The sequence below is a fragment of the Aminobacter sp. P9b genome, assembly GCF_045345995.1.
Lineage (GTDB): Bacteria > Pseudomonadota > Alphaproteobacteria > Rhizobiales > Rhizobiaceae > Aminobacter > Aminobacter niigataensis.
Genome location: NZ_CP150082.1, coordinates 3257888 through 3283462, shown reverse-complemented (window position 1 = coordinate 3283462; position 25575 = coordinate 3257888). Strand labels below are relative to the sequence as shown.

Below are 25575 nucleotides of genomic sequence, written 5' to 3'. Positions count from 1 at the left end.
AAGCCACCCTCCCCGTCTCGGCCGCGAAGTTACAGGCGCAAGCCCGACCCTCGTCATGGGCGGTTTCGTTGTTCCCAGAAATCGAAAGCTAGCGGCACTGTTCACACATGTCTAGTGCGATCAGCGCCAAACACGCCGCTTTGTGCAATTGGGGAAGTTGCGCCTACTGCAGCTGCGAAACCGAGCGTGCCTCGTGCACTCCATTCCAGGCTGGCAGGGCTGCCGCAATCTCGGCCTCGCTAGCGTAGGCATCGCGTGCAAAGCGGTCGAGGCGGAACCGCGTCGTGTCGACAAACGGCTTCTGGCCGAGGATCAGCTCGGCTGAAAGCCGACCGAGGCCGGGGCCGTGGCTGACACCGGTTTCGTTGTCGCCGCCGACCGCCACGACGTTCGTCGTGCCCGGCACGTGACCGACGATCAAGCCACTGTCCGGGGTGTAGCAGGGCACGCCCTGGGCCCAGCTCGATACCTTCGAACCGCGGAGCGGCGGGAAGATCTTCTGCAGCCTTGCCAACTCGTCGTCGTCCATCGCCTGCATCAGATCGACATTGCGCGGCTGGCCGGGTTCGATCCAGTCGTCGCCCGACTTGTAGTAGGGCTGGTAGTGGCGGCCAGTGCCCCACATGACCGCGCCAAAGCTCTCGCGCAACCAAAGGCGCAGTTCGCGGCATTGCACCGTCGGCAGCGTGGACGGAAGCCCTCGCCCGTCGGTGACGATGCGTGTGGCCATGACCCTGAGCAGCGGCAGACGCCAACCGAGCCCCTTGAGCACTTCGTTGTTCCAGGCACCGGCGGCGACGACGACGCCATCGGCTTCGAACTCGCCCTTGTCGGTTTCGATCTTCACATGACTGCCGGCATCGTGAATGCCGGTGACTGCCGTTCCATTGCGGAACACGCCGCCCATCCTGACGATCTCGTCGACCATGACGCCGGTCGCAAGCCTGGTGTCGAGTTGAATGCCATGCGGATTGAAAGCGCCGGAATGCACCTGGCTCGCGTCGATCAGGCCCCTGGTCTTCTCGCCGATCTGCTTGGCGCTCAGATCCTGCATTTCCGCTGGCGCGTAAGGCGAATCCAGGACGGGGCGAACGAAGCGCTCTCGCCCCGCCTCGGTCAGCGCCATCATCAGCGTGCCGTTCGGGCGATAGCCGATCTCGACGCCGAGATCATGGATCGCGCGATAGAAGTCGAGGCCGTATTGCTGAAGCTGCAGGCCCTCTTCGCCAAGCGGGAACATGCCGGCAGACCAATGGGAGACAAACCCGGCACCCGCCCCGGTGGTTGCCGCGGCCGGTTCGCGCGCTTCGATGACGGTCACCTGCCGCGCTCCCGCCTTCAGCAGGTGGAAGGCTGTCGAGCAGCCGATGATGCCGGCGCCAATGACGGCGATGCGCTTGCCTGCGAACCCCACTTCGGCGGAACCTGTCGTTGTAGCCAATGCTTTTCCTCCTCTGTCGCTGCGCCTAGCTAGTTGGTCGGACGCACATATTTGCCAAGCCACCACAGGATGCGGGCGGCACTATCGAGATATTCCGGGTAGCTGCGGATGCTGTGACCGGCATTCGGATAGATGATGAGCGAACTTGGCGCGCCGGACCTGATTGCCGCAAAATGGCACTCCTCGGCCTGGCCGACCGGCGTGCTCCTGTCGAGCGCGCCCGCCATGACCAGTGTCGGAACCGTCGCCTTGTGCTTGAAGAAGGCAGGGCTACGCGAAAAATAGGCACCGTCGGCTGCCCACGGCGACGACTCGAGCATGATCTCGTCGAATTCGGGGATCTGCGACGTCCGATGCTGGCTATACCAGTCGCCCACGGGCGAAATCGGTATCGCGGCAGCGAAGCGATCGCTTTGCGATGGCAGCCAGGCGGACATGAAGCCGCCATAGCTGGTGCCGGTGACGGCGATCCGCTTGTCGTCAGCCCAGCCCTTGGCGACAAGCGCCTCGATGCCGCTGGTAATGTCGAGCGCGTCGGCACCACCCATGTCGCCCTTGACCGCGCGGGCAAAGGCATCGCCCCTGCCCGTGCTTCCCCTGGGGTTGGGTAAGAAGACCGTCCATCCTTGGCTGACCAGGATGGGAGCGGCGCGCATCCTTGCCATCCAGCGGTTGCGGTGCGCCGAGATCGGTCCGCCATGGATGTCGACCAGAAGCGGCGTAGGGCTTGTCGCTCCATGGGGCCGCACGACCCACCCCTGGATTTCCAACCCGTCCGGCGCGCTCCAACTGACAGGTTCGATCAGCCCGCAGCGCGACATCGCCTCTTGTGCCTGGGGTGCCGCGAACGATGCCACCTCGCGAACGGTGCCAGAGACCACTTCGGCGAGGAACGGCGGGCGCGAATAGGACTCGGCGACGAACAGGCTGCCGCTTGCTCCGATCGGATACGAACACGGTACCCATTCGCCATTGGTAAGATCGCTGGACGACCAGCTTTCGGTGGCGACGGATTGTTCGAGGTCGTAGTCGCCTGTCGCGGTCTGGTGGCCGCGCGCACCCGTGAAATGGATGACTGTCGGCGAGCGCCATTCGATGAACGTCACGTCGATGCCCAGCGTATCAGGTGTTTCGACCTTGCCGGTTTTCAGATCGAAGATGGACAACAGGCCGGAAACCAAGCCCCGGTCGCTGCAAAATGCCTCGATGAAGGCCACGCTGCCACCGTCCGCAGCGCCCCTGACGCAGCCAAGCTGGTCGGCAGGTGTATGGACTGTCGTCACGGCTCCCGAGCTCGCATCGACAAGCGAAAGACGTGCTTCGTACCAACTGCCTTCGCTGTGACGATCACTTGATATGGCAGCAATCATGCCATTGCCGCACCAGCTGGCTTCCCACACATTCAGCGGCGGCGTGGTGAGACGCTGCGGCCCGTCGTTGCCGTCCCACGTCCAGATGGTGCGCCAGAGTTCGTCACCCTGTTCAGAGCGCACCTCTGGAAGCCATGCCGGGCCGTTGGATTGCACCTTCTGGCTATAGCCGCCGTGGATGCCGGCAAGGTCTGCAGCCGCTCCAGCAACGACCACAAGCAAAGACGCGCCATCCGGCGACCAGTCGATCTGCTCGATACGTCCCGGCACAGCTTGCGCATTTGAACAGCCGTCGCCCGACCATAGCTCGATACGGTCAGCTGCGGGGTCGTCGCCAGCGCATGCCACTGCCAGGGTTTGACCGTCGGGAGAAAGTCTGATCTGCCGTGTCTCGCGCTCATTGAGGCATTCGAGGTCGCCGCCGTCGCGACCCGTCCGGCAAAGCCTGCTGGTGACGCCCTCTTCCAGGGATTTCGCGAAGCTCTGTCCGATAAAATAGAGATGCTTTGCATCCTCGTGGCCGCACAAGGAACGCACGCCGAATACGTGCCCGCCCGGCGCCAGCAGCGCGCCGTAGAATGTCTGTGTCGCCACATGTTCAGGCGACGAGCGAAAATCGCGGTCCATCAGGCTCCTCCACCAACGGCATCATTACCTTGGCAAGGGGCTCCTCCCCCTCGCCCGCAGAGGCTTTCGCTGCGTCAGCGTGGGCAACATTGCAGCCAATTCGCCGCCTGTCTAGACATATGTGTACTTTCGCGCCATGTCTGTGCGGAGAGGTCTCTGCAGCGACGCGTGAGCGAACGCGCCTTGCTCCATGCGCCGGGCGGCGGCCCTGCACAAAATAGTCGATGCGAAGAGCCGACAGTTGCTCGTATAACAATGAAAACAATAGGGGATCGCCAGTGCCACCATCGCAAAGCAAGGGGCCGGAACAGACAGCGGCTCAGCAGGTCGACAGCGCTGGCGACAGCTCGTCGAGGACCAGCAAGAACGACTGGCTCAATCTGGCTATCAATACGCTGATCGATGACGGGATCGACGAGGTCAAGATCCAGGTGATGGCCAAGAAACTCGACGTCTCGCGCTCGAGTTTCTACTGGTTCTTCAAGAGCCTGCAGGACCTTCACGACCAGCTCCTGCAGAACTGGCTGCAAAACAACACGACCCCGATCATCGAACACGCAATGCGCCCCGCACCCACCATCAACCGGGCAATTCTGAACGTCTTCGAGTGCTGGGTGGACGAGCGCCTATTCGACCCGAAACTGGATATCGCCGTGCGGTTGTGGGCGCGACGCGAACCGGCTGTCCGTACGGTGGTCCATGAAGCGGACAGGCGGCGCGTCGATGCCATCAAGGCGATGTATCTGCGCTACGGTTATGATGACGAAAACGCGTTTATCCGCGCCCGCGTGCTCTACTACATGCAGATCGGCCACTTCACGCTCGATTTGGGCGAAACCCTGGACGCCAGGGTCTCGCATGTTCCGGCCTACCTGCTAGCCTTCAGCGGGCAAGAACCGGAGCCGGAGGACGTGCGGTTGTTCGACGCTTTCGCGGCACGCTTCGCCGTTTCCGACCCAAGTGCGGAAGTGCCCTGAGGGTCAGGCTTCCGCGCTTGCGATATTGCCGCCGACCGTTGCCACCCAGCTCCAGAAATAGGCTGCAAGGCTACGATCGACATGGACGCGAATCCTCTCGCCGTGGCGGTAGACGACGGCATTGATACCCGCAAACGAGATGGCCGCCGAAGCGCTCGCCTTGCCTGGATCAAGCGTGGTTGCACGCGCGACAAGTTCGGCTGCGGCAGCGCCTTCAATCTCGAATACCTGAATCCCTGCACTCACCTTGGTCACGGCGAAACCTTGCTCGTGCCAGCCCTGAGCGACAGTGGACGGAAGGGCAGACACGACCAGCAGCCGGTCGCGCGCGACCTGAACCGTGTAGGTATCGCCCATTGCCTCCCCGAATGCGCCCACCGGCTGCAGGGCTATGCCCGCCGTCCTGCTCCAGGCAGCGAGGTCACCGCTGACGAGAAACTGGTTCAGGCCGGATACCGAACGGATCGCAAAGCTGGGCGTATCGATCACAACCGTCTGCCAATCCGGCATGGCTGTCCATTTTTCGGCGAGATTACGCATTGAGCCGTTCTCCTGAAGGATCGAAGGCGCAAGGGCCGGTGATCGTCGCGCGCCTCACCATGCCGAGATGCTGGATGTCGATGGTCTCACCATGGCGCGCGGCTCCGCGTTCGATCAGGCCAAGCGCTACCGGCCGCGCCAGCGTCGGGCTGTGATAGCTCGAGGTCACGAAACCCTGGCTCCGGAGCTTACCGCCCTCGCGCGAGATACCATGCGCGCCGGTCGCCAGCGGCTCTTCGCCTCGGGCAACAGCAAGGCCAACCAGCTGTTGCCGGCTGTCAGGCCTGGCCACCTCGGTGAACAGCGAGCGGCGGCCGACATATTCGCTCTTGCGTTTGGCACGCGGCCCATCGACGCCGAGATCGTGCGGCAAGGTGGTGCCGTCGGTGTCCTTGCCGATAACGATATAGCCCTTTTCGGCACGCAGGATCATCAAGGCCTCGAGCCCGATGGTGACCGCATCGAATGCCTTGCCGGCCTCGTGCATCCGCGCCCACAGGCGCTCCGCCCGGTCGGCGCGTATCGACACCTCGTAGCTGCGGTCGCCGGTGAAGCTGACGCGGGCGACACGAACCGGATCGGTCTCGAGCATGCCTTCGCCTATCGCCATGTGCGGAAGGTCCGTATCGTCCAGCGACAGGCCGAGATCGAGTGCCACCAGAAGCTTCTTGGAATTCGGGCCCGACACAGTCAACGTCGCCATCTCGGAGGTGGCGTTGTGAATGTAGACCGCATCACGGCCGAAGCGGTCCTGCCGCCATTCCTCCAGGCGGGCATGAACAGCTGCGACATGCGAACTCGAGCAGGAGACGACAAAGCGGTGCTCGTCCAGCCGCACCAGGATGCCGTCGTCGAAGACAACGCCATTTTCCGACAGCATGAAGCCGTAGCGGCAGCGGCCGGGCTTCAGCGTCGACATGGTGTTGTAGTAGATGAAATCGACGAATTCCGCAGCCTTCGGGCCCATCACCTCGATCTTGCCGAGCGTCGAGCCATCGAACAGCGCCACCGACTGGCGAGCACGCCGCGCCTCGTCCTGGATCGCCCGGTCGGCATCCGCGCCGCCATAATGGGCGGGCCGCAGCCAGCCGCCATACTCCTGGAAGACAGCGCCTTGGGCGCGATGGGCGTTTTCGAGGGGCAGACGTCGCACCGGCGACATCAGCTCGCCGCCACGCGCACCGGCAAAGCTTGCCAGCGGCACCGGCGTGAAGGGCGGGCGATAGGTAGTGGTGCCGACCTCGGGCACCGTGCGCCCGGTGACGGCACCCATCAATGCCAGTCCGGCTAGGTTCGACGTCTTGCCCTGGTCGGTCGCCATGCCAAGCGTGGTGTAGCGCTTGAGATGCTCGACCGAGATGAAGTTTTCGCGCGCAGCGAGCTCGACATCCTTGGCGGTGACGTCGTTCTGGTAATCGATCCAGACGCGGCCCCTGGCACCGGGGATCGGCCAGGCTGCAAGGATGCCACCGGTTGCTTCGACGCCCGTGCTACGCGGCGCTGCGGTCGCGCCCGGCATCGCCTTGGCGGCACCGTTGAATACGTCGGACAGCGAGACCGCGCCTGCTGCCGCGCCGGCGACAACTATGCCCTCGACAGGATCGCCCGGCAGGAAGGCAGCTTGCGTCTCGCTCCAGACGAGCTTGCCCCTGGCCTGGCAGAACAGATGGATGGTCGGCGTCCAGCCGCCGGAAACCGCAACGCAATCTGCTTCAATCACCGTGCCGTCGTCCAGCACGGCGCCCTCGACGCGCACTTTTCCGCGCGCCGCAGCGACGAGGCGACCGGCCATCCGGCTCACACCCTCAGGCGCTGCAGGAGCCCCGTCCTTCCGGCTATCGACCAGGGTCACATCGGCACCGGCTTCAGCCAGGGCGCCGGCGACCTCGTAGGCGCTGTCGTTGTTGGTGGCGACGATGATGCGCCGGCCGACGAGCACGGCAAAGCGCCTGAGATAGATCAACGCCGCATCAGCCGACATGATGCCCGGCAAATCGTTGTTGGCGAAAGGCAACGGGCGCTCGATGGCGCCGGTCGCCAGCACGATCCGGCGCGGCCTGACCCGCCAAAGCGTATCGGGCCTGCCGTCGACGTGACGCTGGTTCAGCCCGACGAGATTGTGGTCGTAAATACCGAAGGCAGTGGTCGACGGCAGGACCGTGTGCCCAGCGGCGGAAAGTTCGGCGATCGTCTCGACGACCCAGGCAGCGGCCTGTTTGCCGTCGATTTCGCCGGCGCGATGGTTGAGCGAACCGCCAGGCTCGCGCTGGTCATCAACCAGAATGACAGACTGCCCGGCGCCAGCGGCGAGCCGTGCCGCTGACAGGCCGGCAGGCCCGGCACCGACCACCAGCACGTCGCAATGACGGTTGATCTGGTCGGCCGGTCCCGGCGATTGCCATCCCGTATCGACCTCGCCCAGCCCCGCGACCGCGCGGATGCGGGGCTCGAACAGATGCCAATCCGGCCACATGAAGGTCTTGTAGTAGAAGGCAGCCGGGATGAAGCGCGAGAAGCGGTCGATGAAGGCATTTCGGTCGGCAGCAGCGTTCGGCGACGCATTAACGCTCCTGGCGATCATGCCTTCGAGCAAGAACTCGGTGGTGGCGCGGGTGTTTGGTGTGGTGGCGACACTGCCGCTGATGTCGACCAGCGCGTTCGGCTCTTCGACGCCGGCGCCCCAGATGCCACGCGGACGGTGGTACTTGAAGCTGCGTCCGACCACGGCAACGTCGCTAGCAAGCAGGGCCGAGGCAAGGGTGTCGCCTTCAAAGCCCTGCAGCTTGCGTCCGTCGAAGCTGAACGAGACCGGGCGGGAGCGGTCGATGGCGCTGCCGCCGGAAGACAGGCGCGTGGCGGTCATTGGGCGTGCCCCGCGCCGTCAAGCGATGTCGAGGACAGGACCTGATGGCTGACACTGTCGCGCTCCATGACAAAGAATTCGCCGCAGTTCATGTGCACCCAGACCTCGCGGACCGCGCCCTTGGGATTGTCGCGCATGTAGAGATAATTTGCCCAGCGATCGGCGGGGGCGTCAGCGCCGTCGGGCCGCAGGTTTCCGGCTTCGCCGCCGAAATGGAATTCGGTCTCGTCGCGAGCGCCGCAGAACGGGCAGTGAAAAAGCTGCATGGTTTACTCCAGGTCGACGACCTAATGCGCGATGCCGGAACCGGCGGCCTCGTCCAGCAGGCGGCCGGTGACGAAGCGATCCAGATCGAAGGGGCGGCTGATATCGTGATGCTTGCCGGTCGCCAGCAGATGCGCGAGCAAAGTGCCGCCGGCCGGAATGGCCTTGAAGCCGCCCGTGCCCCATCCGCAATTGAGGAACAGACCGGGCAACGGCGACTCGCCGATGATCGGCGAAGAGTCCGGCACGACATCGACGATGCCGGCCCATTGCCGCATCAGCTTGAGCTGGCCGAAGGCCGGGAACATTTCGAGCAGGCCTGAAATGACACCCTCGAGCGTCGGCAGGTTCCCGCGCTGGCCATAGGATGGAACCCGGTCGAGCGCGCCGCCGATGACGATCTCGCCCTTGTCGGACTGGCTGACGTAAACGCCGGTGCCTGGCGACAGAACAACCGTATCGAGGATCGGCTTGACCGGTTCGGAGACGCAGGCCTGAAGGGCATAAGAATTGATCGGCAGGCGGAAACCCGCTTTGGCAGAAAGCACCGAGGAATGGCCTGCCACCGCCATACCGATGCGGTCGGTGCGAATGGTACCGCGCGAGGTGTGCACGCCGCGACAGCGGCCGCCCTCGACGATGAAGTCGGTGACCTCGCAGTTCTGGATGATGTCGACGCCGAGCGTGCTTGCAGCACGCGCATATCCCCAGGCCACTGCGTCGTGACGAGCCGTGCCCGCCCTGCCCTGCCAGACGCCGCCGAACACCGGAAAACGTGCATCAGGTGCAAAGTTGAGAATTGGTGCCACGCGGCGCACATCGTCCACTGAAAACATCTCGGCATCGACGCCATTGATCTGCATCGCATTGACGGTGCGCGCGCCGATCTCCATCTCGCCGGTACTGTGGCACAGGAACACCATGCCGCGCTTCGAGAGCATGACGTTGTAGTTCAGTTCCTTCGACAGCCCCTCATAGAGCCGGTGCGCCAGGCCGTAGATCGCCACGCTCTCGGGATAATAATAGTTGGAGCGCACGACCGTCGTGTTGCGGCCGGTATTGCCGCCGCCGATCCAGCCCTTTTCAAGCACGGCAACGTTGGTGACGCCGTGGCTCCTGGCGAGATAATAGGCCGTTGCGAGCCCATGTCCGCCGCCCCCGATGATCACCGCGTCATAGATCTTCTTCGGTTCGGGCGAGCGCCAGGCGGGCTGCCAGCCCTTCTGGCCGACCAAACCTTCCTTGATCAGCGATAGCGCGGAGTAGCGGCGGGTCATTGAACCATTCCTGGAAACTTCCGTCTTGTGCCCGATGTGGATGATGCGAAGCTTACATCCGCATCCGGAGGCCCTGCGGATCATAGACAGAGGGCTGGACAACGCGGGCTGTACGCTCGACGCCGACAATATGGACCCTCAGCTCGGTGCCGACCTCGGCCAGTTCCCTGTCGACCAGCGCCAAAGCGAGGCTCTTGCCGACGGTGTGGCCATATCCGCCAGAGGTGACGAAGCCAACCAGCCTGCCATCGCGCCAGACAGGCTCATAGCCGCTGGCATCGGCATCCACCGCATCCACTTCCAGTGTCGCCAACGCGCGTCCAGCCGTCGCCACCCTTTCAGCCAGTGCCGCCTGCCTGCCGATGAAATCCTTGTCGAAATCGATCCAGCGATCCATGCTAGTTTCGCCAGGCGTGTAGTCCTGCGTGAATTCGCGCGACCAGATGCCAAAACCTTTTTCCAGGCGCAGCGCGTTGACGGCGTTGAAGCCGTATTCGGTGATGCCGAGATCCCGGCCTGCCTCAAGTAGCGTGCGCCGCAGCGTGGCGTGTTCGTTGGCCCTGCAGTGGATTTCGAAACCGAGCTCGCCGACGACCGAGAGGCGCCCGGCCCTGGCACGGATGAGGCCGACATCCAGGCTACGGCAACTGAGGAACCCGAAGGCCCGATGCGATACGTCTTCATGCGTGACGCGCTCCAGCACCTTGCGTGCATTCGGACCGGCAAGCGAAAAGCCAACGACATCGTCGGAAATGTCACGCACCGCGATGCCTTCAGCGAGGTGCTGTTCAAACCAGCGCATGTGCCACTGGCGAAGGTAATAGGACCCCATGACCCACCAGGTGCCATCGCCCCAGTTGAACACGGTGAGGTCGCCCTTGAGCTTGCCGTTTTCGCCCAGCATCGGCGCCAGCCTGGCGCGACCGGGTGCAGGCAGCTTGCACGCAAGCAGGCGATCGAGCCAGGCTTCGGCGTTCGGCCCTTTTACCTCGTAGCGGGAGAAGGCCGAGATATCGAGCAGGCCGACGCCGGCACGCACCTTGCGGCATTCCTCGCCGATGAGATCAAAGGCATTGGAACGCTTCAGCGTCGGCGTTTCGACAAAAGCCTCTGGCGCGAAATAGAGCGGCACTTCCATGCCCCACGAATTGCCCCAGTGCGCACCCGCAGCGGCCATCGCGTCATGTGCGCCTGAGGTCTTGAGCTTGCGCCCCGCCGGCAGTTGTTCGTTGGGATAGCTCATGACGAAGCGGCGCGAATAGAACTGGCCGGTGGTCTGCTTGATGTATTCGCGGTTGGAGGCGAAGTCGCCGTAGCGGGCGATGTCCATGCCGAACACGTCGGCCTGCGGTTCGCCATGGATCATCCACTCGGCCAGGGACTTGCCGACGCCGCCGCCCTGCAGGAAGCCCGCCATCACGCCGCATGCGACCCAGTAGTTCGGCACGCCGCGCACCGGCCCGACCAGAGGATTGCCGTCAGGCGAGAAGGTGAAGGCGCCGTTGACCCAGCGCTTGATGCCGGCTGTATCGAGACACGGATAGCGGCTGAAGCCGAGCGTCAGTTCGTCTGAAATGCGGTCAGTGTCTTCCTGGATCAGTTCGATGCCGTAGTCCCACGGCGCGCCGTCCATGTTCCAGTGCTTGTGGTCGATCTCATAGATGCCGAGCAGCAGCCCCTTTTGCTCCTGGCGCATATAGGTGAAGCCTTCGAGGTCGACGATGAGCGGCAGCTCCTTGTCGAGTGCCTGAATCTCGGGGATCGCCTCGGTGACCAGATAATGATGCTCCATCGGCGAGACCGGCAGGTCGATGCCGACCATGCGCCCGACCTGCTTGGCCCACAGGCCGGCGGCATTCACGACATGCTCGGCGACAATGGTGCCCTGTTCGGTGACCACGTCCCATTGGCCGTCGGCGCGGCGGTTGAGCTCGAGCACGCGGTTGTGCTCGACAATCTCGGCGCCGCGCAGCTTTGCCGCCTTGGCATAGGCATGGACCGTTCCGGACGGATCGATATGGCCTTCGCGGGCCGCGTAAAGACCACCGAGCATGCCGTCCGTGTTGAGGATGGGGCACTGCTTCTTGATCTCGTCGACACCGATCAGGTGGACATCGTCGATGCCCATGGTCTGGAAGACGCGGTAGGACGCCTGCAGCCATTCCCAGCGATCGGGGGCGGACGCCACCGAAATACCGCCGGTCATATGCATGCCGATGTTCTGGCCGGATTCCTTCTCGATCTCGGAGAGAAGGTCGATCGTATAGGACTGCAGGGCTGCGATATTGGGATCTGCGTTGAGCGCATGGAAGCCGCCTGCGGCATGCCAGCTCGACCCGGCCGTCAGCACGTCGCGCTCGATCAGCACGACGTCGGTCCAGCCGTATTTCGCCAGGTGATAAAGCACCGAGGCACCGACCACGCCCCCGCCAATCACGACTGCCCTGTAGTTGGATTTCATCGGTACCCTCCCCGGTTGCGAGAAGGATTACCGACTATGGACACATATGTCTAGACCCTCCATGCGGCGGGAATGGAACGATATTGCCAACCTTGTTCGCGGGGTGGCACATGCTGCATGGGATCGCGCTGCACGAGCGCAGATCGCCACATCGCAGCGCTCTGCTGGCAACGTCACATATCGGCGAGGATCATCTCCGACGCCTTTTCGGCGATCATGATGACGGGCGAGTTGGTGTTGCCCGATACGATCGCCGGCATGATTGAGGCATCTACCACGCGCAGGCCGGCAAGGCCGTGGACCCTCAGCCGTGCATCGACGACCGACATGGCATCGCTGCCCATCCTGCAGGTGCCGACGGGGTGGAAAATCGTCGTGGCGATGTCGCCGACCTTTGTCAGCACATCGGCGTCGCTGGCCACCGCTGGGCCCGGCAAGATCTCCTCCGGCGCAAAACGCTCGATGGCCTTGGCGGACATCAGCCGGCGCACGTGGCGGATGGAGGCTATGGCAACCGCGCGGTCGTTCTCGGTCGACAGGTAGTTGGGGCAGATGGCTGCCGGCGTCCGAGGATCGGCCGAGATCGCATGCACCGTGCCCCGGCTTTCCGGCCTGAGGTTGCAGACAGAAACCGTGACCGCCGGGAACCGGTGCAGCGGCTCACCGAGCCTGTCGGTGCTGAGCGGCTGGACGTGGTACTCGAGATCGGGCGTTGCGAGCCGCGGGTCGCTGCGCGCGAAGATGCCGAGCTGGCTCGGCGCCATCGACAGTGGGCCGGAGCGCTTGAGCGCATATTCGATGCCCATGCCGGCCCGGCTGAAAAGGTTGTGGTAGCGCTGGTTCAGCGTCGCGGCGTTCCTGACCTTGAAGACGGTGCGTATCTGCAGGTGGTCCTGGAGGTTTTCGCCCACGCCGTCGAGCCGGTGGGCTACATCGATGCCGAGCCCGGAGAGCACGGCCGGCCGGCCGATGCCCGACAGTTCCATTATCTTTGGCGAATTGATCGCCCCGGCAGCCAGGATCGTCTCGCCTGCCCTTGCCTCGTGCAGCTTACCGCCCAGCCGGAAGACGACGCCATGCACCTGCCGCCCCTCGATCACCAGCCGCTCTGTCTCGGCACCAGTGACGACACGCAGGTTCGGCCGCTTGAGGATAGGCCGCAGGAAAGCCTTGGAAGTGTTCCAGCGCACGCCCTTCCGCTGGTTGACATCGAAATAGCCTGAGCCCTCGTTGGTGCCCTGGTTGAAGTCGTCTGTGCGCGGGACGCCGATTTCTTCGGCTGCATCGCGGAAGGCGTCCAGGATCGGCCAGGACAGCCGCTGGCGCTCGACCCGCCATTCGCCGCCGGCGCCATGCCCGGCGGAGGCACCACCATGATAGTCCTCGGACTTGAGGAAACAGGGCAGCACGTCATCCCAGCCCCAACCAACATTGCCGGCCTGGCGCCAGCCGTCATAGTCGGCAGCCTGGCCGCGCATGTAGATCATGCCGTTGATCGACGAGCAGCCCCCCAGCACCTTGCCTCTGGGATAGTTGAGCGCGCGCCCGTTCAGGCCCGGCTCGGCCTCGGTCTTCATCAGCCAGTCGGTGCGCGGATTGCCCATGCAGTAGAGGTAGCCGATCGGGATATCGATCCAGTGATAGCGGTCGCTGCCGCCGGCCTCGAGCAGCAACACCCGGTTTTTCGGATTGGCGGACAGGCGGTTGACCAGTACGCAGCCGGCCGAGCCGGCGCCGACCACGACGAAGTCATACGTTCCGAAATCGCTTGCCGTCGTCATGCCCCGACCTGTTCGCTCGCCATGCTTTGCCACAACGGGCCCATCGCCTTGTTGATCTCGCCATAGAGCCGGTAGCGCCGTCCATAGGCCAGCGCGACCTCGCAATTGGGCGTATATCGGCGCGCCGCAGCTGTCATCGCGGACGCCCCTTCGGCAAAATCCTTGAAAAGGCCGACACCCGTGGCGGCAGCAATCGCAGCACCCAACGCCCCGGTCTCGCGGCTGCGCGCCACCGTTACCGGGAGGGAGAGCACGTCAGCGAAGATCTGCGGCCAGATGGCGCTGCGCGAACCGCCGCCCGACAGCACGACCTCATCGACGACAGCACCGGCATCACGCAGCGTCTCGACATGGCGCCGGTGCTCGAACACCACGCCCTCGAACAGCGCCCGCAACAGATGGGCGCGGCCGTGCCAGCCGGCGATGCCGTAGAAGCCGGCACGCGACTGGCCGTTGGTCTGGGCACCGTAGAGATAGGGATGATAGATCGGCACATCGCCTGTCGGATCGACCGAGGCGACCAGATCGCCACAGAGTTCGAAGGGCGAGCGGCCGGACTCGGGCGCATGCTCGAAGAACTCGCGCACTATCCATTCGAGATTAGCGGCGGAAGTAGCGCTGGATTCGATCGCCAGATAGCGCTCGGGATCGTAGGTCGAGACCATGAAGATCTTGGGATCGCGGATCGGCTCGTCTGTGATGACCTGGTTGATGCTCCAGGTTCCGGCGATGATCGAGGCGGCTCCCGTGCGGGTGACGCCGGAACCGATGGCGCTGGCGACAACGTCGAACAGGCCGGCGATGACCGGCGTGCCCGCAGCCAGGCCGGTCAGACAGGCAACTTCAGGCGAAATGCGACCGGCGATTTCGGCGGATTCCAGAACCGGCGGCAATAGCTGTGCGCAGTCCTCAAGGCCATAGGCGGCCAGAAGGTCGCCCTCGTATCGGCGGCCCGGCATCGACAGCAGGCCGCAACCCGACATGTCCGACATGTCGGTCGAGCGCGCGCCGGTCAGCCGGTTGACGACAAAATCCTTGCACAGGAACACCGTGCCTATGCGCCCATGGAGAGCCGGATCATGGCGCTTCAGCCAGACCAGCAGCGTCGGCGTCTGCGCTGCCCACGGCTTCTGCAGGCAAAGGGGATAGGTGCGATCACCGACGCCTTGCTTCTGCCATTCGTCGACCAGCCCGCTTGCACGCGTATCGAGGGACTGGATGCCGATCAGCGGTTCGCCGTCACGGTCGAGCGCGTAAAGCCCGTTGCCATGGCCGGCGCAGCCGACGGCCAGGATGTCACCGGCATCGACGCCAGCACGTTCGATGCACTGACCGATGACCTCGACGGCATTGCGCCACAGTTCACCCAGGTCACGTTCGACATGGCCAGGCTTCGGCATGGACGACCGGCCATCCTTGGCGGCGAGCGCCAGCTCGCGGCCTTCGAGGTCGAAGAGTACGGCCTTGATGACGGTGTTGCCGGCATCGAGGCCAAGAATGTATCCTCCCATAAGCCCCTCCCAAGGCGCTGGAGCCTATCCCATTCCGATTGAATCGGAACGGGTCTCAGTCCGTTTGGCTGGAATGTCTTCAGCCCCTTCCCGCTTGCGAGCAGCTCGCTAATTCGCCCCGGCGTACCGGTCCCAGGCGGCGGCGCCGTCGGCGCCCTCGTGGATGATCGCCATCAGCCCGGCCACCACCGCGCGCGGGTTGGCATGCTGGTAGATGTTGCGGCCATAGACCATGCCATGCGCGCCCTGCGCCATAAGCGCCGCCGACTTGTCGAACACCGTGCGCAAATCCTCCTTGCCGCCACCACGCACCAGCACCGGGCAGCGCGCAGCCTCGACGACGCGGTGGAAATCGGCAGCCTCGGTCGTCGGATCGGCCTTGACGATGTCGGCGCCCATCTCGCGGGCAAGCCGGGTCAGCGTCACGATCTTCTCGGCATCGCCGTCGACCATGTAGCCGCCGCGCTCGGAGTTCGCCAGCATCGCCAGCGGTTCGATCATCAGCGGCATGCCATATTTGTCGCAGTCGGCGCGGACGCGCGCAATGTTCTGCACGCACTGGCGGAACAGGTCGGGTTCGTCGGGCAGCATGAACAGGTTGACCACCACGCAGGCGGCGTCCATCGCCAATGCGCCGATCAGCGGCTCATGCTCGTTCTGTAGCACAGCCCACATGTGGCGGTGGCGGGTCTTGTTGTAGGGATTGCCCATGTCGATGCGCATGACCAGCGCCGGCTTGTCCTTGCCCGGGCGCTCCTGCAGCAGGTCGGCCTGGCCGAAATTCATCTGGATCGCGTCGGGACGGGCCGTGACCAATTGGTCGACCACGCCGGCAATGTCTTCCAGTCCGTCGAGGAAGGACGGCTCGTTGCAGACACCATGATCGATGGCGACGTCGAGGCACCGGCCGTTGGCGAACAGACGGTTCATGCGGACTTTAGGGCTGATGCGCATTCGGCGCTCCTTTCGGATCTTGCTGAGAGTTTCGTGGCGTCGAGCCCGTGCCGGCTTTCCAGCAGAGCGAGAAATTCATTGCGCTCGCGCGCGCTGCGCGGCTCACCCCAGTCCTTGGCCTTGGCCAGGATGTCGAGCGCCTGCTCGATCACTCCCGACGAGAGCTTGCCGGTCACGCCGATGGTCGTGCGCCGCAGCAGCAGATCGTCGAGCTTCTCGACATGCTCATGCGCGATCAGATGTGCGAGTTCACCGACCGAATAGGTGCAGCCCGGCAACATGGTGTCGTCGCCGAGGCCGTCGGCAACCGTCGCCGCATCCGTGCCGTAGCGTTCGAACAGCTCGCGCATGCGGGCACGCGGAACACCTGAAATGGCGGCCTGTTCGGAAATCCACCGCTCGGCATCGCTAGGAAAATCACGGCCACCGCCGATGGCCAGCTCCTCGGTATCCCTGGTTCGTTTCGTGCCAAGACGTTCCAGTGCCATGTCGGCCGCAAGCGCCCCGAACGAGCGGAATGTGGTCCATTTGCCCCCGATCATGCACAGCATCTCAGGCAGCGCGCCGCTGGCCTCGACCACCTCACAGAAATGGTCGCGCGGGATGCGGCCGGTGAAGCTGTCGTCGCTGGCCGGCAGCGGGCGCACGCCGGCGAACTGGAAGACGATCTCCTCAGGCGCGATGCGGAGGTGCGGAAAGACGAAGGCGAGCGACTGCAGGATGTAGTCGCGCTCGTCAGCCTCGCAGCGCACCTGGTCGGGATCGTCGACACGTATGTCGGTCGAGCCCACCAGCACGTTGCCGAGATAGGGAAACAGGATGCAGATGCGCCCGTCCTCGTTCTCGTAATAGATCATGTGACCGGCAAGCGCGTCATGCAGCTCGCGGTTGGCGACGACCAGATGCGAGCCCTTGGTGCCGCCTATCATCGTCGGCGCCGAGGCGCCGAGGCCAGCGTTGGTCAGGTCGATCCAGCCGCCGGTGGCGTTGACGATCAGCCGAGGATTGAGGCGTACCGCCTCGCCGGTCAGCATGTCGGTCAGCACCACGCCGTCGCCATCGCCGCCGACCTGGGCATGGTTCAGCGCCCGCGCCGCCGGATTGGCGGCCAGCGCGTCGTTCAGCATTTCGACGCCCAGCCGCTCGGGCCGGCTCACCCAGGCGTCATAGTAGGTCGCCGAGTTGCGGATATCAGGGTTGATCGCCGGCCAGGTCCTCAGCGTCTCGGCGCGGCTGCGGAAGACATGCTTCGGCATCAGCCGGCGCGTGGCGGTGAGGATGTCGTAGACCGCCAGGCCCGCCTTGATGACCACCGCACCGCGGCGGTTCGGCCTGCGGGTCAGGCCGAGAAAGCGGAAAGCGCCGTTGGCGATGCCCGAGAAGAAGTCGAAGATCGGCACCGTCGTCGGCAATGGTGCTACGAAATGCGGGGCGTTCCTGAGCAGCCTGTCGCGCTCCAGAAGCGACTCCCGCACCAGCTTGAACTCGCCGTTCTCGAGATAACGCAAGCCCCCATGCACCATGCGCGACAGGGCCGCGCTCGCCCCCGAGCAATAGTCCCCCTTCTCGGCCAGAAGCACGTCGACACCTTGCAGCGCCAGCTCCCGGAAGACGCTGATGCCGTTGATGCCGCCGCCGATCACAAGCACGGCGGGGCCGTTCCGGCCCTTGAGGCCGGCTATGGTTTCGCTGCGATTCATGGTGCGGAGGGTTTCCTTCGGTCAGGCGTCCATGGCGACGAGATGCCTGGAAATGGCGGTATCGAGGGCGAGCAGATCGTCGGCATCGAGCCTGATCTGGCCGGCCCGCGCATTGTCGAGAGCCTGTGCCGGATTGCGCGCGCCACAGAGTGCAAAGGTGATGCCGGGCTGGGCCAGCGTCCAGGCGATCACCACCTGCGCCATGCTCGCCGTGTGGCGTTCGATGACAGGCTCAATGGCCGCCTTGAGCTCTGCGACCTTCTGCCGGTTGGCCGCGGAGAAGCGCGGATTGTCCTTGCGCTGGTCGTCGCCACTGAATTGACGGCTCGGATCAATAGCGCCGGAGAGCAGGCCGAGCGCCAGCGACGAATAGCTGAGGGTCGCGACATCGTTGGCCTGCGTGATCGGCAGAAGCGTGTCCTCGATCTCGCGGTCGAGCATCGAGTAACGTTCCTGGATGGCGTCGATCTGGCCCGCGTCGATATAGGCCTTCAGCTCGTCAGCATTCACGTTGCTCGCGCCGATGGCGCCGATCTTGCCCTGCTGCTTGAGCCGCAAGAGCGTGTCCATCGTCTCGGCGACCGGCGTGGTCGGATCCTGCCAGTGGGTGATGTAGAGGTCGATATGGTCGGTGCCGAGGCGGCGCAGGCTCTGCTCAACCTCGTAGACGATGCCGTCGGCGCCGAGATAGCGATGCACCGGCAACCCGTCCTGGTCGAAGAAGTGATTGCCCTTGCCGGAGTGCCAGTTGAGCCCGCACTTTGTGGCGACCACCACCTTGTCGCGGCGTCCGCGGATCGCCTTGCCGACGATCTCCTCACTACGTCCGAGACCATAGGCGGGCGCTGTGTCGATCAGCGACACGCCGGCATCGATCGATGCCTGGATCGCGGCAATGGAGGCATCCTCGTCGGTGCCGCCCCACATCCAGCCGCCGATCGCCCAGGTGCCAAGGCCGACGCCCGAGGCCGATATCCCCGATCGGCCGATGTTGCGAACGAGCTGGCTCATGGTCTTTTCCTTCGGCGAGTTCCAGGACCTGCAGGGCCGTGGCTTCATCGGTGACGATGGTTTCGAGGTGGTTGCCGCGCATGGCGCTGAGGATCGGCGCGGCCTTGCTGGCGCCGCTGGCGACGCCGATGGTGCGCGGGACGGTGGCGAATTCTTCCAGTGTCAGCGACACCAGGCAGCGATTGAGGCTGTAGTCGCAGACCCTGCCTTGGGCATCGACAAGGTGGGCCAGCAGCTCGCCCGCCGCCCCCGACCGCTCGATGGCCTGGCGGTCGGTGCTCGACGAGGGATGCAGGTCGTAATAGCTGGAGTCGTCGGTCAGGATCGAGCCGATGCCGACCACCGCGACATTGGCCTCGCGCGCCTTGCGGAACACGTCGGAGACGGAGCTTACGCCCATCAGCATGTCGCGCTGCTCGGGGCTGTCGGCAAATAGCGGCGCATGCACCTGGTAGGCACGGCCGCCGAGCTTGTCGGCCATCAGCGAGGCGACGTGGTTGACGTCTGTGTAGTGCTTGCCCTGGACAAGCCCGGTCGCCGGGATGACCTCGACCTTGAACTGACGGTCGCCATTCAAGCCCGCAACCACGGCCGAGACACCCTTGCCGCCGGTGATGGAGATCGTGTCGCCGTCCTTGATCGTGTCCTGCAGTAGCGTTGCCGCGGCTTCGCCGACGCGCTGTAGTGCTGTCTGAGGATTGTCGCCGAGAGACGGCACGACAACGGCGCGCTTGAGCCCGCCGAGTGCCACCAGCCGGGCCTCGAGGTCAACGAGGTGTTCGATCGGCGATTTGATCCTGATCTCGACCAGCCCCATCTGGTGGCCGCGCTTGATCAGGCGGTTGACGGTGGCGTGCGAGATGCCGAGCTCGTGGGCGATCTCCACCTGGGTCTTGCCCTCCATGTAGTGGAGCACGAGCGCCTGATGCATCTGCCGCGCGTTGGCGATTTCGTCGCGTGAATTGCCGTTGGCCATCATTCGCCTCCCGCTCATGCCTTCCTGCGATGAAGCAGGTGGTCGATGGAGACCGCGGCGAGAAGGATGCAGCCCTTGATCATGTCCTGCCAGTAAACCGAGATGTCGAGAAGGATCAGCGAGCTGGTGACCACCGACAACAGCGCCATGCCCAGGATCGCGCCGAAGATGGTGCCTGAACCGCCGTTGAGCGAGGCCCCGCCGATGACGGCCGCGGCGATGATGTTGAGTTCCATGCCGGCGCCGAAGGTCGGCGTCGCCGCTCCGAAGCGGGACATGTAGATGACGCCTGCAAAGCCGGCGAGCGTCGAGCTCAGCACGGTCACCCAGAACTTCACCTGCTTGGTACGGATACCGGAATACTGCGCCGCCTTCTCGTTGGAGCCGGTGTAGAAAACCTTGCGGAAAGCCGTCGCCCGGCGGAGCAGGAAGTCGAACACAGCAACCACCACCACGAAGATGATGATGACATAGGGCACACCGTGGAAGCTGCCCTGGCCGATGGCCTTGAAGGCCGGCGGCAGGGTGAACAGCGACAGCGGCGTGCCCTTGGTGACGATCAGGCACAGGCCACGCACGATCACCATCGCCGCCAGCGAGGTGATGAAGTGGTTGAGCCCGACCACGGTGACGAAGAAGCCCATGACGGCTCCGATGAGCGCGCTGACGGCGATGCCGATCAGGCTCGCCGTCCACGGGTCGAGCCCGGCAAGAAACAGCGCGCCAGACACCACCATCGAGAAGGCGACGACCGAGCCGACCGACAAGTCGATGCCGCCGACGATCAAGAGGATGGTCATGCCGACGACGACGATGCCCTCGATGGAGAAGCTCATCAGCATGGCGCGAAAGTTGCCCCATGTCAGGAAATGCGGCGAGGCAAACGACATGGCGATGCACAGCGCCAGGATGATGACGATCAGGCCCGCCTCACGCATGGAACCCAGCCGCGCAAGGTTCCAGCCCGCGCCTTGGCTTTCCGTTTTCATCTGAGCCGTCATGATCGGTGCTTCCGCTTCCCTAGGCGACATTTTGAGCCCTGGCATTGTGTGAATTTGGCTGCACGCCGGAGGCGAGCATGATGATGGCTTCTTCGCCGAGCTCGCCGGCCGCAAGTTCGCCGGCGATCCTGCCCTCGCGCACGACGAGCACCCGGTCGCACAGCCCAATCAGCTCGGGCATCTCCGAGGAGATGACGACGATGCCGACGCCGCGACTGGCAAGCTCGCGCAGCAGGCGATGGATTTCGGCCTTGGCGCCGACGTCGATGCCGCGCGTCGGCTCGTCCATCACCATCACCCTGGGGTCAACCGACAGCTGCTTGGCAATGGCCACCTTCTGCTGGTTGCCGCCGCTGAGCGTCGAGACGGCAGCGCCGACGCCACCCATACGCACGCCGAGCCGCTTCGCCAGCTCTGTCGCCTGCGCTGTCTCGGCGCGGCGGTCGAGCAGGCCGAGTTTTCCTGTGAGCTTGCCGAGGTCGAGCGCCGACACATTGGCCGCGATCGACATGTCGAGGAACACGCCCGAACCCTTGCGGTCCTCGGAGAGATAGACCAGGCCGGCCTTCACCGCGTCGGCATAGCAGGAAATCCTGATAGGCTGGCCGTCGATCTCGACCTCACCAGCGGCCACGGATCTCAGGCCGCACATCGTTTGCGCCATTTCGCTGCGGCCCGACCCGATGAGCCCGCCGATGCCGAGGATTTCGCCGGCGCGAAGCTCGAGGCTGACACCGAAGCAGCGCTCGCCGTCCGACAGGCCTGACACCTTGAGCAAGGTGCGTCCAGGCGCCTCGTTCAGCTTGTCGGGATAGAGCTGAGCAATCTCGCGGCCGACCATCTTGCGCACCACCTCGTCAGGGGTGGTCGAAGCAATCTCGTCGGTGGCGACATAGCGGCCGTCGCGGAACACCGTCACCCGGTCGCAGAGCGAGAAGATCTCGGCCATGCGGTGGCTGATGTAGATGATGGAAATGCCGCGCGACCTGAGTTCGCGAACGATGGCAAACAGGCGCTGCGCTTCCGGTTCGGTCAGTGCCGCCGTCGGCTCGTCGAGGATCAGCACGCGGCAGTCGAGCGTCAACGCCTTGGCGATCTCGACCAGTTGCTGGTTGGAAATGGAGAGGTCGCCGACCCTGGTGCGCACCGGGATCGGGGCCAGAAGGTCCATCACCTTTTGCGCTTCGGCATGGAGCCGCTGGAAATTCATCAGCGGGGCGCGGCGGCTGTTGATCGCCGGCATGAAGATGTTCTCGGCCACCGTCGCATCGGGACAGAGCGCGATCTCCTGGTGGACGAGCGCGATGCCTAGCCGCTGGGCCGCGGCCGGATTGGCAATCACGGTGCGCTCGCCTGCGATGCGGATCTCGCCCTCGTCGGGTTGAAGCACGCCGGCAATGATGTTCATCAGCGTCGACTTGCCGGCACCGTTCTCTCCGCAGAGTGCATGGATCTCGCCGGGCGCGAGCGAGAAATCGATACCGGTCAGGGCCTTGATGGCGCCGAACGACTTCGAAACTCCTGAGATCTCGAGAATGGGCGTCGACATGAATCAACCTTCACGGAGTGTGATCTTTGCGGTGCCGGGGCAGGACGCCCCGGCCGTCTTTCAGCAAGGCATGAAAGGGAGCGGAAATCTATTCCTCGATGCCCTTGGTGCCGCGGCGCTTGAGGTACTTGTCCCAGTAGAAGTCGTCGGCGTTGTCGGCGGTGACGATGGAGAAGCCGTTGTCGACGAAGGGCACGCTCATCGGGTTGAAGCCCGAGCGCTTGGCGTCGTTCATCGGGTCGATCAGTTCGGGATGCTTGGCCATCCACAGCAGCATGAAGCCCATGTAGCCCTGCATGCCCTGGTTGGGGTTGACCGAGCCGAAGATCTCGCCGGCCTTGATCATGTCGAGGATCTTGGCATTGACGTCGGCCAGCATCACCTTGATCTTGCCGCCGCCTTCCTTGGCTGCCTGCGCAGCACCGATGGCCGAATTGGCTTCCGGCATGAACACGGCACCGAGGTCGGGATGGGCCTGCGCCAAGCTGAGTACGGCCTGGTAGGCCTTGGTCGGGTCCTGGTTCGAGGCGGCGCGGCCGACCAGCTTCATGTCGGGCCACTTGGCCTCCATGCGGGCGACGAAGGCGTTGACGCGCTTGTCGTGATTGTCCTGGCCGGGGTTTTCGAGCACGGCGTATTCGCCCTTGCCGTCCATCGACTTGGCAACCGCGTCGGCGGCATAAGTGCCTTCGGCGACATTGTCGGAGGTGATGTAGGAGACGCGCTTGGAATTGGGCGAGTCGGCGGCGAAGGTGACGACGGCCGTGCCCTGCTCGATGGCGCGGTTGATCGGCTCGATGAACGGGTCGGAGTTCATCGGGTGCACCAGGATGCCGGCCGGCTTCTGGGCGAGCGCCTGGTCGAAGGTGGCGATCTGCTTGTTGACGTCATATTCCGGCGTGCCGGTGTAGGCGGTCTCGCAGCCGAACTGCTGGCCGGCCTGCTTGAACATCTCGTATACCGGGAACCAGTATTCGACCCCCGACACCATGACGTTCATGACGTATTTTTCGCCGGGCGCGCATTTGAACGGGTTTTCGGCCGACTGGGCATGGCCGGCACCGAGAATGGTCGAGAGCGCGGCCGCGGCCGCGAAAGTGCTCAGAAATTTACGCAAGTTCCCTCCCTTGGCCGAAGCCAGATCAATAACCTTCGCCAGCACCTGACATGCCGTGCGGTATGGATTGATTGTCCGAACTTCCTCCCGAAGCCCGGTGACAGTGAGAATTGCAGCCTCGCGGCGTTATGTCAATAAAATTCACCACATGAAATATATTTCACACCAACATCAAGGTCAAGACTGTTTTAGCCGTCACCGCAAGCCCGAGAGCTTGGCCGCTCCCCCATCCGCGGATAGGCTGCCACTATCGTTAAGTGGAGCCTCATGCCTTGACCGACGATCGCAAGTCCCACTGGGACACCATCTACGGCACCAAGGCGGAAGACGACGTCAGCTGGTTCCAGAAAATGCCGGAGCCGTCCATGACGCTGCTCTCGCTCGCAGGCGCTACGCCTGGACAGGCAATCATCGATATCGGCGGCGGCGCCTCGCATCTGGTGGACGCGCTGCTCGATCAGGGTTTCGGCGATGTGTCCGTCCTCGATATCTCGCAGGCCGCACTTGAGGCCGACAAGGCTCGGCTAGGCGCAGCAGCGCACGAAGTCCACTGGATCTGCTCCGACGCGACCGCATGGCGGCCGGCGCGGCATTACGATATCTGGCACGACCGCGCCGCCTTCCACTTCCTGACCGATCCGGCCGACCAGGCGGGCTACATGTCAGCCCTCAAGCAGGCGCTGGTGCCTGGCGGCCACGCGATCATCGGCACCTTTGCGCCCGACGGACCGGAGAAATGCAGCGGCCTGCCGATCGTCAGGCACGATTCCGACAGCATCGGCAGGCTTCTAGGCGGCGGCTTCGAGCTCGTCGATAGCCGCCGCCACGAGCACAAGACGCCATGGGACAGCGTGCAGTATTTTCAGTTCAGCACCTTCCGCAAGCGGGCCTGACACGCCTGCCCGGAGTCGATAAGCGGATTTCCAGAAATCAGGCAGCCGCCGCAAGGTGCCGTGCCGCGGCCTGTCGTGCCAGCCACATGCCGAGGAACATCATCGCCACGAAAGCATAAGTGCCAACGGCGCCCATGCTCACCGCCGTCAGGGCCGGACCCGGGCAGAAACCACCAAGGCCCCAGCCAATGCCGAAAATTGCCGGACCGACTATGATCCTGCGGTCGATGGCAGAACTGGTCGGCACGTGAAACGAGGCGCCCGCCAGCGGCTTGGGCCGCCTGAAGACCATTCCATAGCCTGCAAAGGCCGTGATGACCGCCCCGCCCATGACGAAGGCAAGCGATGGATCCCACGTGCCGAACAGGTCGAGGAAGTTCAGCACCTTGGCTGGGTCCGACATTCCCGAAACCACAAGACCTATGCCGAAAAGCAGGCCGAGCAGAAGATTGACTGCAAAGGACATGATCAGGCTCCCAGCACGTGCCGAACGGCAAAGACGGTGGCGAAGGCAGTAGCCATGAAGGTGAGCGTCGCCACCAGCGAACGCAGCGAAAGGCGCGACAGCCCACAGACGCCATGGCCGCTGGTGCAGCCATTGCCATAGACCGAACCGAAGCCAACGAGCAGTCCGGCCAGGGCCATCAGCGGCAGGTTTGACGAGACGGTCTGGACTACGTCGGTGCCGCTTATTGCGGCATAGGCCAGCGGTGCGGCGACCAGCCCGAGAACAAAGCCGAGCCGGGAAAGCAAGGCGCCGTCGAGGTATGGTGGCAGCAGGCGGGCGGCAATGCCGCTGATGCCGGCAATGCGCCCTTCCCAGGCCATCAGCAGCACAGCCGAAAGCCCGATCAGGACGCCGCCGACGGTGGAGGCTATGGGGGTGAAGTCAGTCATATCCTTGCCTTTTGATGGGGTCTGCCGCCTGTCGCGGCTTGCTCTCGCCGTCCGGATCGCAGAACAGCGTGTAGAGCAGCGAGACGACAGCCCTCACCCGCTCGTCGGAGAGCCGGTAGAAAACGGATTTCGATTGCTTGCGGCCGACGATCAGGCCGGCATCGCGCAACTCGGCGATCTGTTGCGACAGTCCCGGCTGCCTGATGCCGAGGCCATCTTCGAGTTCACGCACCGAGCGCTCGCCTTCAACGAGTGCGCAGGCGATCATCAGCCGGTTCGGATTGGCGAGCTTCTTCAGGAATTCCGATGCCTCCGCTGCGCGGTCGAGCAGATCGGAAACCGGCCGATGCGGTTCCTGGGCCATG

General features: G+C 64.1%; 20 protein-coding genes and 1 pseudogene. 2 read left to right on the top strand and 19 right to left on the bottom strand.

Features of this window, described 5'->3' with window-relative positions:
* Positions 1–163: 163 nt before the first annotated feature.
* Positions 164–1441 (bottom strand): NAD(P)/FAD-dependent oxidoreductase, encoded by a 1278-nt coding sequence (locus tag WHT83_RS16225; RefSeq protein ID WP_406871746.1) that lies wholly within the window; start codon positions 1439–1441, stop codon positions 164–166.
* A 29-nt stretch (positions 1442–1470) separates the two neighbouring features.
* Entirely contained in the window at positions 1471–3438 is a 1968-nt protein-coding gene (locus tag WHT83_RS16220; RefSeq protein ID WP_406871745.1) for a prolyl oligopeptidase family serine peptidase, read from the bottom strand.
* A gap of 278 nt (positions 3439–3716) precedes the next feature.
* Here WHT83_RS16220 and WHT83_RS16215 point away from each other — a divergent pair, with 278 nt between their 5' ends.
* Positions 3717–4415, top strand: a complete 699-nt coding sequence (locus WHT83_RS16215; protein ID WP_245439391.1) for a TetR/AcrR family transcriptional regulator — start codon at positions 3717–3719, stop codon at positions 4413–4415.
* Between the two features lie 3 nt (positions 4416–4418).
* Here the strand turns inward: WHT83_RS16215 and WHT83_RS16210 are convergent, their stop codons facing one another.
* The 14 genes and pseudogenes from WHT83_RS16210 to WHT83_RS16145 all read right to left on the bottom strand — a co-directional run bounded on the left by WHT83_RS16210 (position 4419) and on the right by WHT83_RS16145 (position 23420).
* Complete coding sequence (locus tag WHT83_RS16210; protein ID WP_108608155.1) at positions 4419–4955, bottom strand: sarcosine oxidase subunit gamma family protein; 537 nt, start codon at positions 4953–4955, stop codon at positions 4419–4421.
* On the bottom strand, positions 4948–7818 hold the full coding sequence (locus tag WHT83_RS16205) for a sarcosine oxidase subunit alpha family protein (protein ID WP_406871744.1): 2871 nt from the start codon (positions 7816–7818) through the stop codon (positions 4948–4950). Before WHT83_RS16205 ends, WHT83_RS16210 begins: the two co-directional genes overlap by 8 nt.
* Entirely contained in the window at positions 7815–8084 is a 270-nt protein-coding gene (locus WHT83_RS16200; RefSeq protein ID WP_183261216.1) for a sarcosine oxidase subunit delta, read from the bottom strand. Before WHT83_RS16200 ends, WHT83_RS16205 begins: the two co-directional genes overlap by 4 nt.
* Positions 8085–8105: 21 nt before the next feature.
* Positions 8106–9359 (bottom strand): sarcosine oxidase subunit beta family protein, encoded by a 1254-nt coding sequence (locus WHT83_RS16195; protein WP_406871743.1) that lies wholly within the window; start codon positions 9357–9359, stop codon positions 8106–8108.
* A gap of 52 nt (positions 9360–9411) precedes the next feature.
* A complete protein-coding gene (locus WHT83_RS16190; protein WP_406871742.1) occupies positions 9412–11820 on the bottom strand; it encodes an FAD-dependent oxidoreductase in 2409 nt (802 codons plus the stop codon).
* A gap of 173 nt (positions 11821–11993) precedes the next feature.
* A complete protein-coding gene (locus WHT83_RS16185; RefSeq protein ID WP_406871741.1) occupies positions 11994–13601 on the bottom strand; it encodes a GMC family oxidoreductase in 1608 nt (535 codons plus the stop codon).
* Positions 13598–15112, bottom strand: coding sequence for an FGGY-family carbohydrate kinase (locus WHT83_RS16180; RefSeq protein ID WP_406871740.1), 1515 nt, complete (start codon positions 15110–15112; stop codon positions 13598–13600). Before WHT83_RS16180 ends, WHT83_RS16185 begins: the two co-directional genes overlap by 4 nt.
* A 108-nt stretch (positions 15113–15220) precedes the next feature.
* Positions 15221–16066, bottom strand: a complete 846-nt coding sequence (locus WHT83_RS16175) for a class I fructose-bisphosphate aldolase (protein WP_406871739.1) — start codon at positions 16064–16066, stop codon at positions 15221–15223.
* Positions 16039–17766, bottom strand: coding sequence for a glycerol-3-phosphate dehydrogenase/oxidase (locus WHT83_RS16170; RefSeq protein ID WP_406871738.1), 1728 nt, complete (start codon positions 17764–17766; stop codon positions 16039–16041). The genes WHT83_RS16175 and WHT83_RS16170 overlap by 28 nt, the downstream gene beginning before the upstream one ends.
* A 21-nt stretch (positions 17767–17787) precedes the next feature.
* Positions 17788–18777, bottom strand: a complete 990-nt coding sequence (locus WHT83_RS16165) for an aldo/keto reductase (protein ID WP_406871737.1) — start codon at positions 18775–18777, stop codon at positions 17788–17790.
* Between the two features lie 10 nt (positions 18778–18787).
* Positions 18788–19753, bottom strand: a pseudogene (locus WHT83_RS16160) (sugar-binding transcriptional regulator); the annotation flags it as partial.
* Positions 19754–19767: 14 nt separating this feature from the next.
* Positions 19768–20742, bottom strand: a complete 975-nt coding sequence (locus tag WHT83_RS16155) for an ABC transporter permease (RefSeq protein ID WP_406871736.1) — start codon at positions 20740–20742, stop codon at positions 19768–19770.
* A 31-nt stretch (positions 20743–20773) separates the two neighbouring features.
* On the bottom strand, positions 20774–22303 hold the full coding sequence (locus WHT83_RS16150; RefSeq protein ID WP_406871735.1) for a sugar ABC transporter ATP-binding protein: 1530 nt from the start codon (positions 22301–22303) through the stop codon (positions 20774–20776).
* 88 nt (positions 22304–22391) lie between these two features.
* Positions 22392–23420, bottom strand: a complete 1029-nt coding sequence (locus WHT83_RS16145) for a substrate-binding domain-containing protein (RefSeq protein ID WP_183261237.1) — start codon at positions 23418–23420, stop codon at positions 22392–22394.
* A 272-nt stretch (positions 23421–23692) separates the two neighbouring features.
* Between WHT83_RS16145 and WHT83_RS16140 the strand changes: the two genes are divergently transcribed.
* Positions 23693–24313, top strand: coding sequence for a class I SAM-dependent methyltransferase (locus WHT83_RS16140; protein ID WP_406871734.1), 621 nt, complete (start codon positions 23693–23695; stop codon positions 24311–24313).
* Positions 24314–24350: 37 nt separating this feature from the next.
* Here WHT83_RS16140 and WHT83_RS16135 read toward each other — a convergent pair whose 3' ends face one another.
* From WHT83_RS16135 to WHT83_RS16125, 3 genes are read right to left on the bottom strand one after another with little or no spacing between them, the layout of a single operon-like run.
* Positions 24351–24779, bottom strand: a complete 429-nt coding sequence (locus WHT83_RS16135) for a DUF6691 family protein (RefSeq protein ID WP_406871733.1) — start codon at positions 24777–24779, stop codon at positions 24351–24353.
* A gap of 2 nt (positions 24780–24781) precedes the next feature.
* Positions 24782–25210 carry a YeeE/YedE family protein gene (locus WHT83_RS16130; protein ID WP_406871732.1) on the bottom strand — a complete coding sequence of 143 codons (429 nt, stop codon included), beginning with the start codon at positions 25208–25210 and terminating at the stop codon, positions 24782–24784.
* The gene (locus WHT83_RS16125) at positions 25203–25574 is read right to left on the bottom strand and encodes a helix-turn-helix transcriptional regulator (protein WP_183261243.1); all 372 of its coding nucleotides are present in this window, start codon (positions 25572–25574) and stop codon (positions 25203–25205) included. Before WHT83_RS16125 ends, WHT83_RS16130 begins: the two co-directional genes overlap by 8 nt.
* Position 25575 lies beyond the last annotated feature (1 nt).

What these genes read in the sequence shown, in the direction of transcription:
- WHT83_RS16220 (WP_406871745.1), bottom strand. Translation starts at nt 3,438, where the DNA reads ATGGACCGCGATTTTCGCTCGTCGCCTGAACATGTGGCGACACAGACA.
- WHT83_RS16210 (WP_108608155.1), bottom strand. Translation starts at nt 4,955, where the DNA reads ATGCGTAATCTCGCCGAAAAATGGACAGCCATGCCGGATTGGCAGACG.
- WHT83_RS16205 (WP_406871744.1), bottom strand. Translation starts at nt 7,818, where the DNA reads ATGACCGCCACGCGCCTGTCTTCCGGCGGCAGCGCCATCGACCGCTCC.
- WHT83_RS16200 (WP_183261216.1), bottom strand. Translation starts at nt 8,084, where the DNA reads ATGCAGCTTTTTCACTGCCCGTTCTGCGGCGCTCGCGACGAGACCGAA.
- WHT83_RS16195 (WP_406871743.1), bottom strand. Translation starts at nt 9,359, where the DNA reads ATGACCCGCCGCTACTCCGCGCTATCGCTGATCAAGGAAGGTTTGGTC.
- WHT83_RS16190 (WP_406871742.1), bottom strand. Translation starts at nt 11,820, where the DNA reads ATGAAATCCAACTACAGGGCAGTCGTGATTGGCGGGGGCGTGGTCGGT.
- WHT83_RS16185 (WP_406871741.1), bottom strand. Translation starts at nt 13,601, where the DNA reads ATGACGACGGCAAGCGATTTCGGAACGTATGACTTCGTCGTGGTCGGC.
- WHT83_RS16180 (WP_406871740.1), bottom strand. Translation starts at nt 15,112, where the DNA reads ATGGGAGGATACATTCTTGGCCTCGATGCCGGCAACACCGTCATCAAG.
- WHT83_RS16175 (WP_406871739.1), bottom strand. Translation starts at nt 16,066, where the DNA reads ATGCGCATCAGCCCTAAAGTCCGCATGAACCGTCTGTTCGCCAACGGC.
- WHT83_RS16170 (WP_406871738.1), bottom strand. Translation starts at nt 17,766, where the DNA reads ATGAATCGCAGCGAAACCATAGCCGGCCTCAAGGGCCGGAACGGCCCC.
- WHT83_RS16165 (WP_406871737.1), bottom strand. Translation starts at nt 18,777, where the DNA reads ATGAGCCAGCTCGTTCGCAACATCGGCCGATCGGGGATATCGGCCTCG.
- WHT83_RS16155 (WP_406871736.1), bottom strand. Translation starts at nt 20,742, where the DNA reads ATGAAAACGGAAAGCCAAGGCGCGGGCTGGAACCTTGCGCGGCTGGGT.
- WHT83_RS16150 (WP_406871735.1), bottom strand. Translation starts at nt 22,303, where the DNA reads ATGTCGACGCCCATTCTCGAGATCTCAGGAGTTTCGAAGTCGTTCGGC.
- WHT83_RS16135 (WP_406871733.1), bottom strand. Translation starts at nt 24,779, where the DNA reads ATGTCCTTTGCAGTCAATCTTCTGCTCGGCCTGCTTTTCGGCATAGGT.
- WHT83_RS16130 (WP_406871732.1), bottom strand. Translation starts at nt 25,210, where the DNA reads ATGACTGACTTCACCCCCATAGCCTCCACCGTCGGCGGCGTCCTGATC.
- WHT83_RS16125 (WP_183261243.1), bottom strand. Translation starts at nt 25,574, where the DNA reads ATGGCCCAGGAACCGCATCGGCCGGTTTCCGATCTGCTCGACCGCGCA.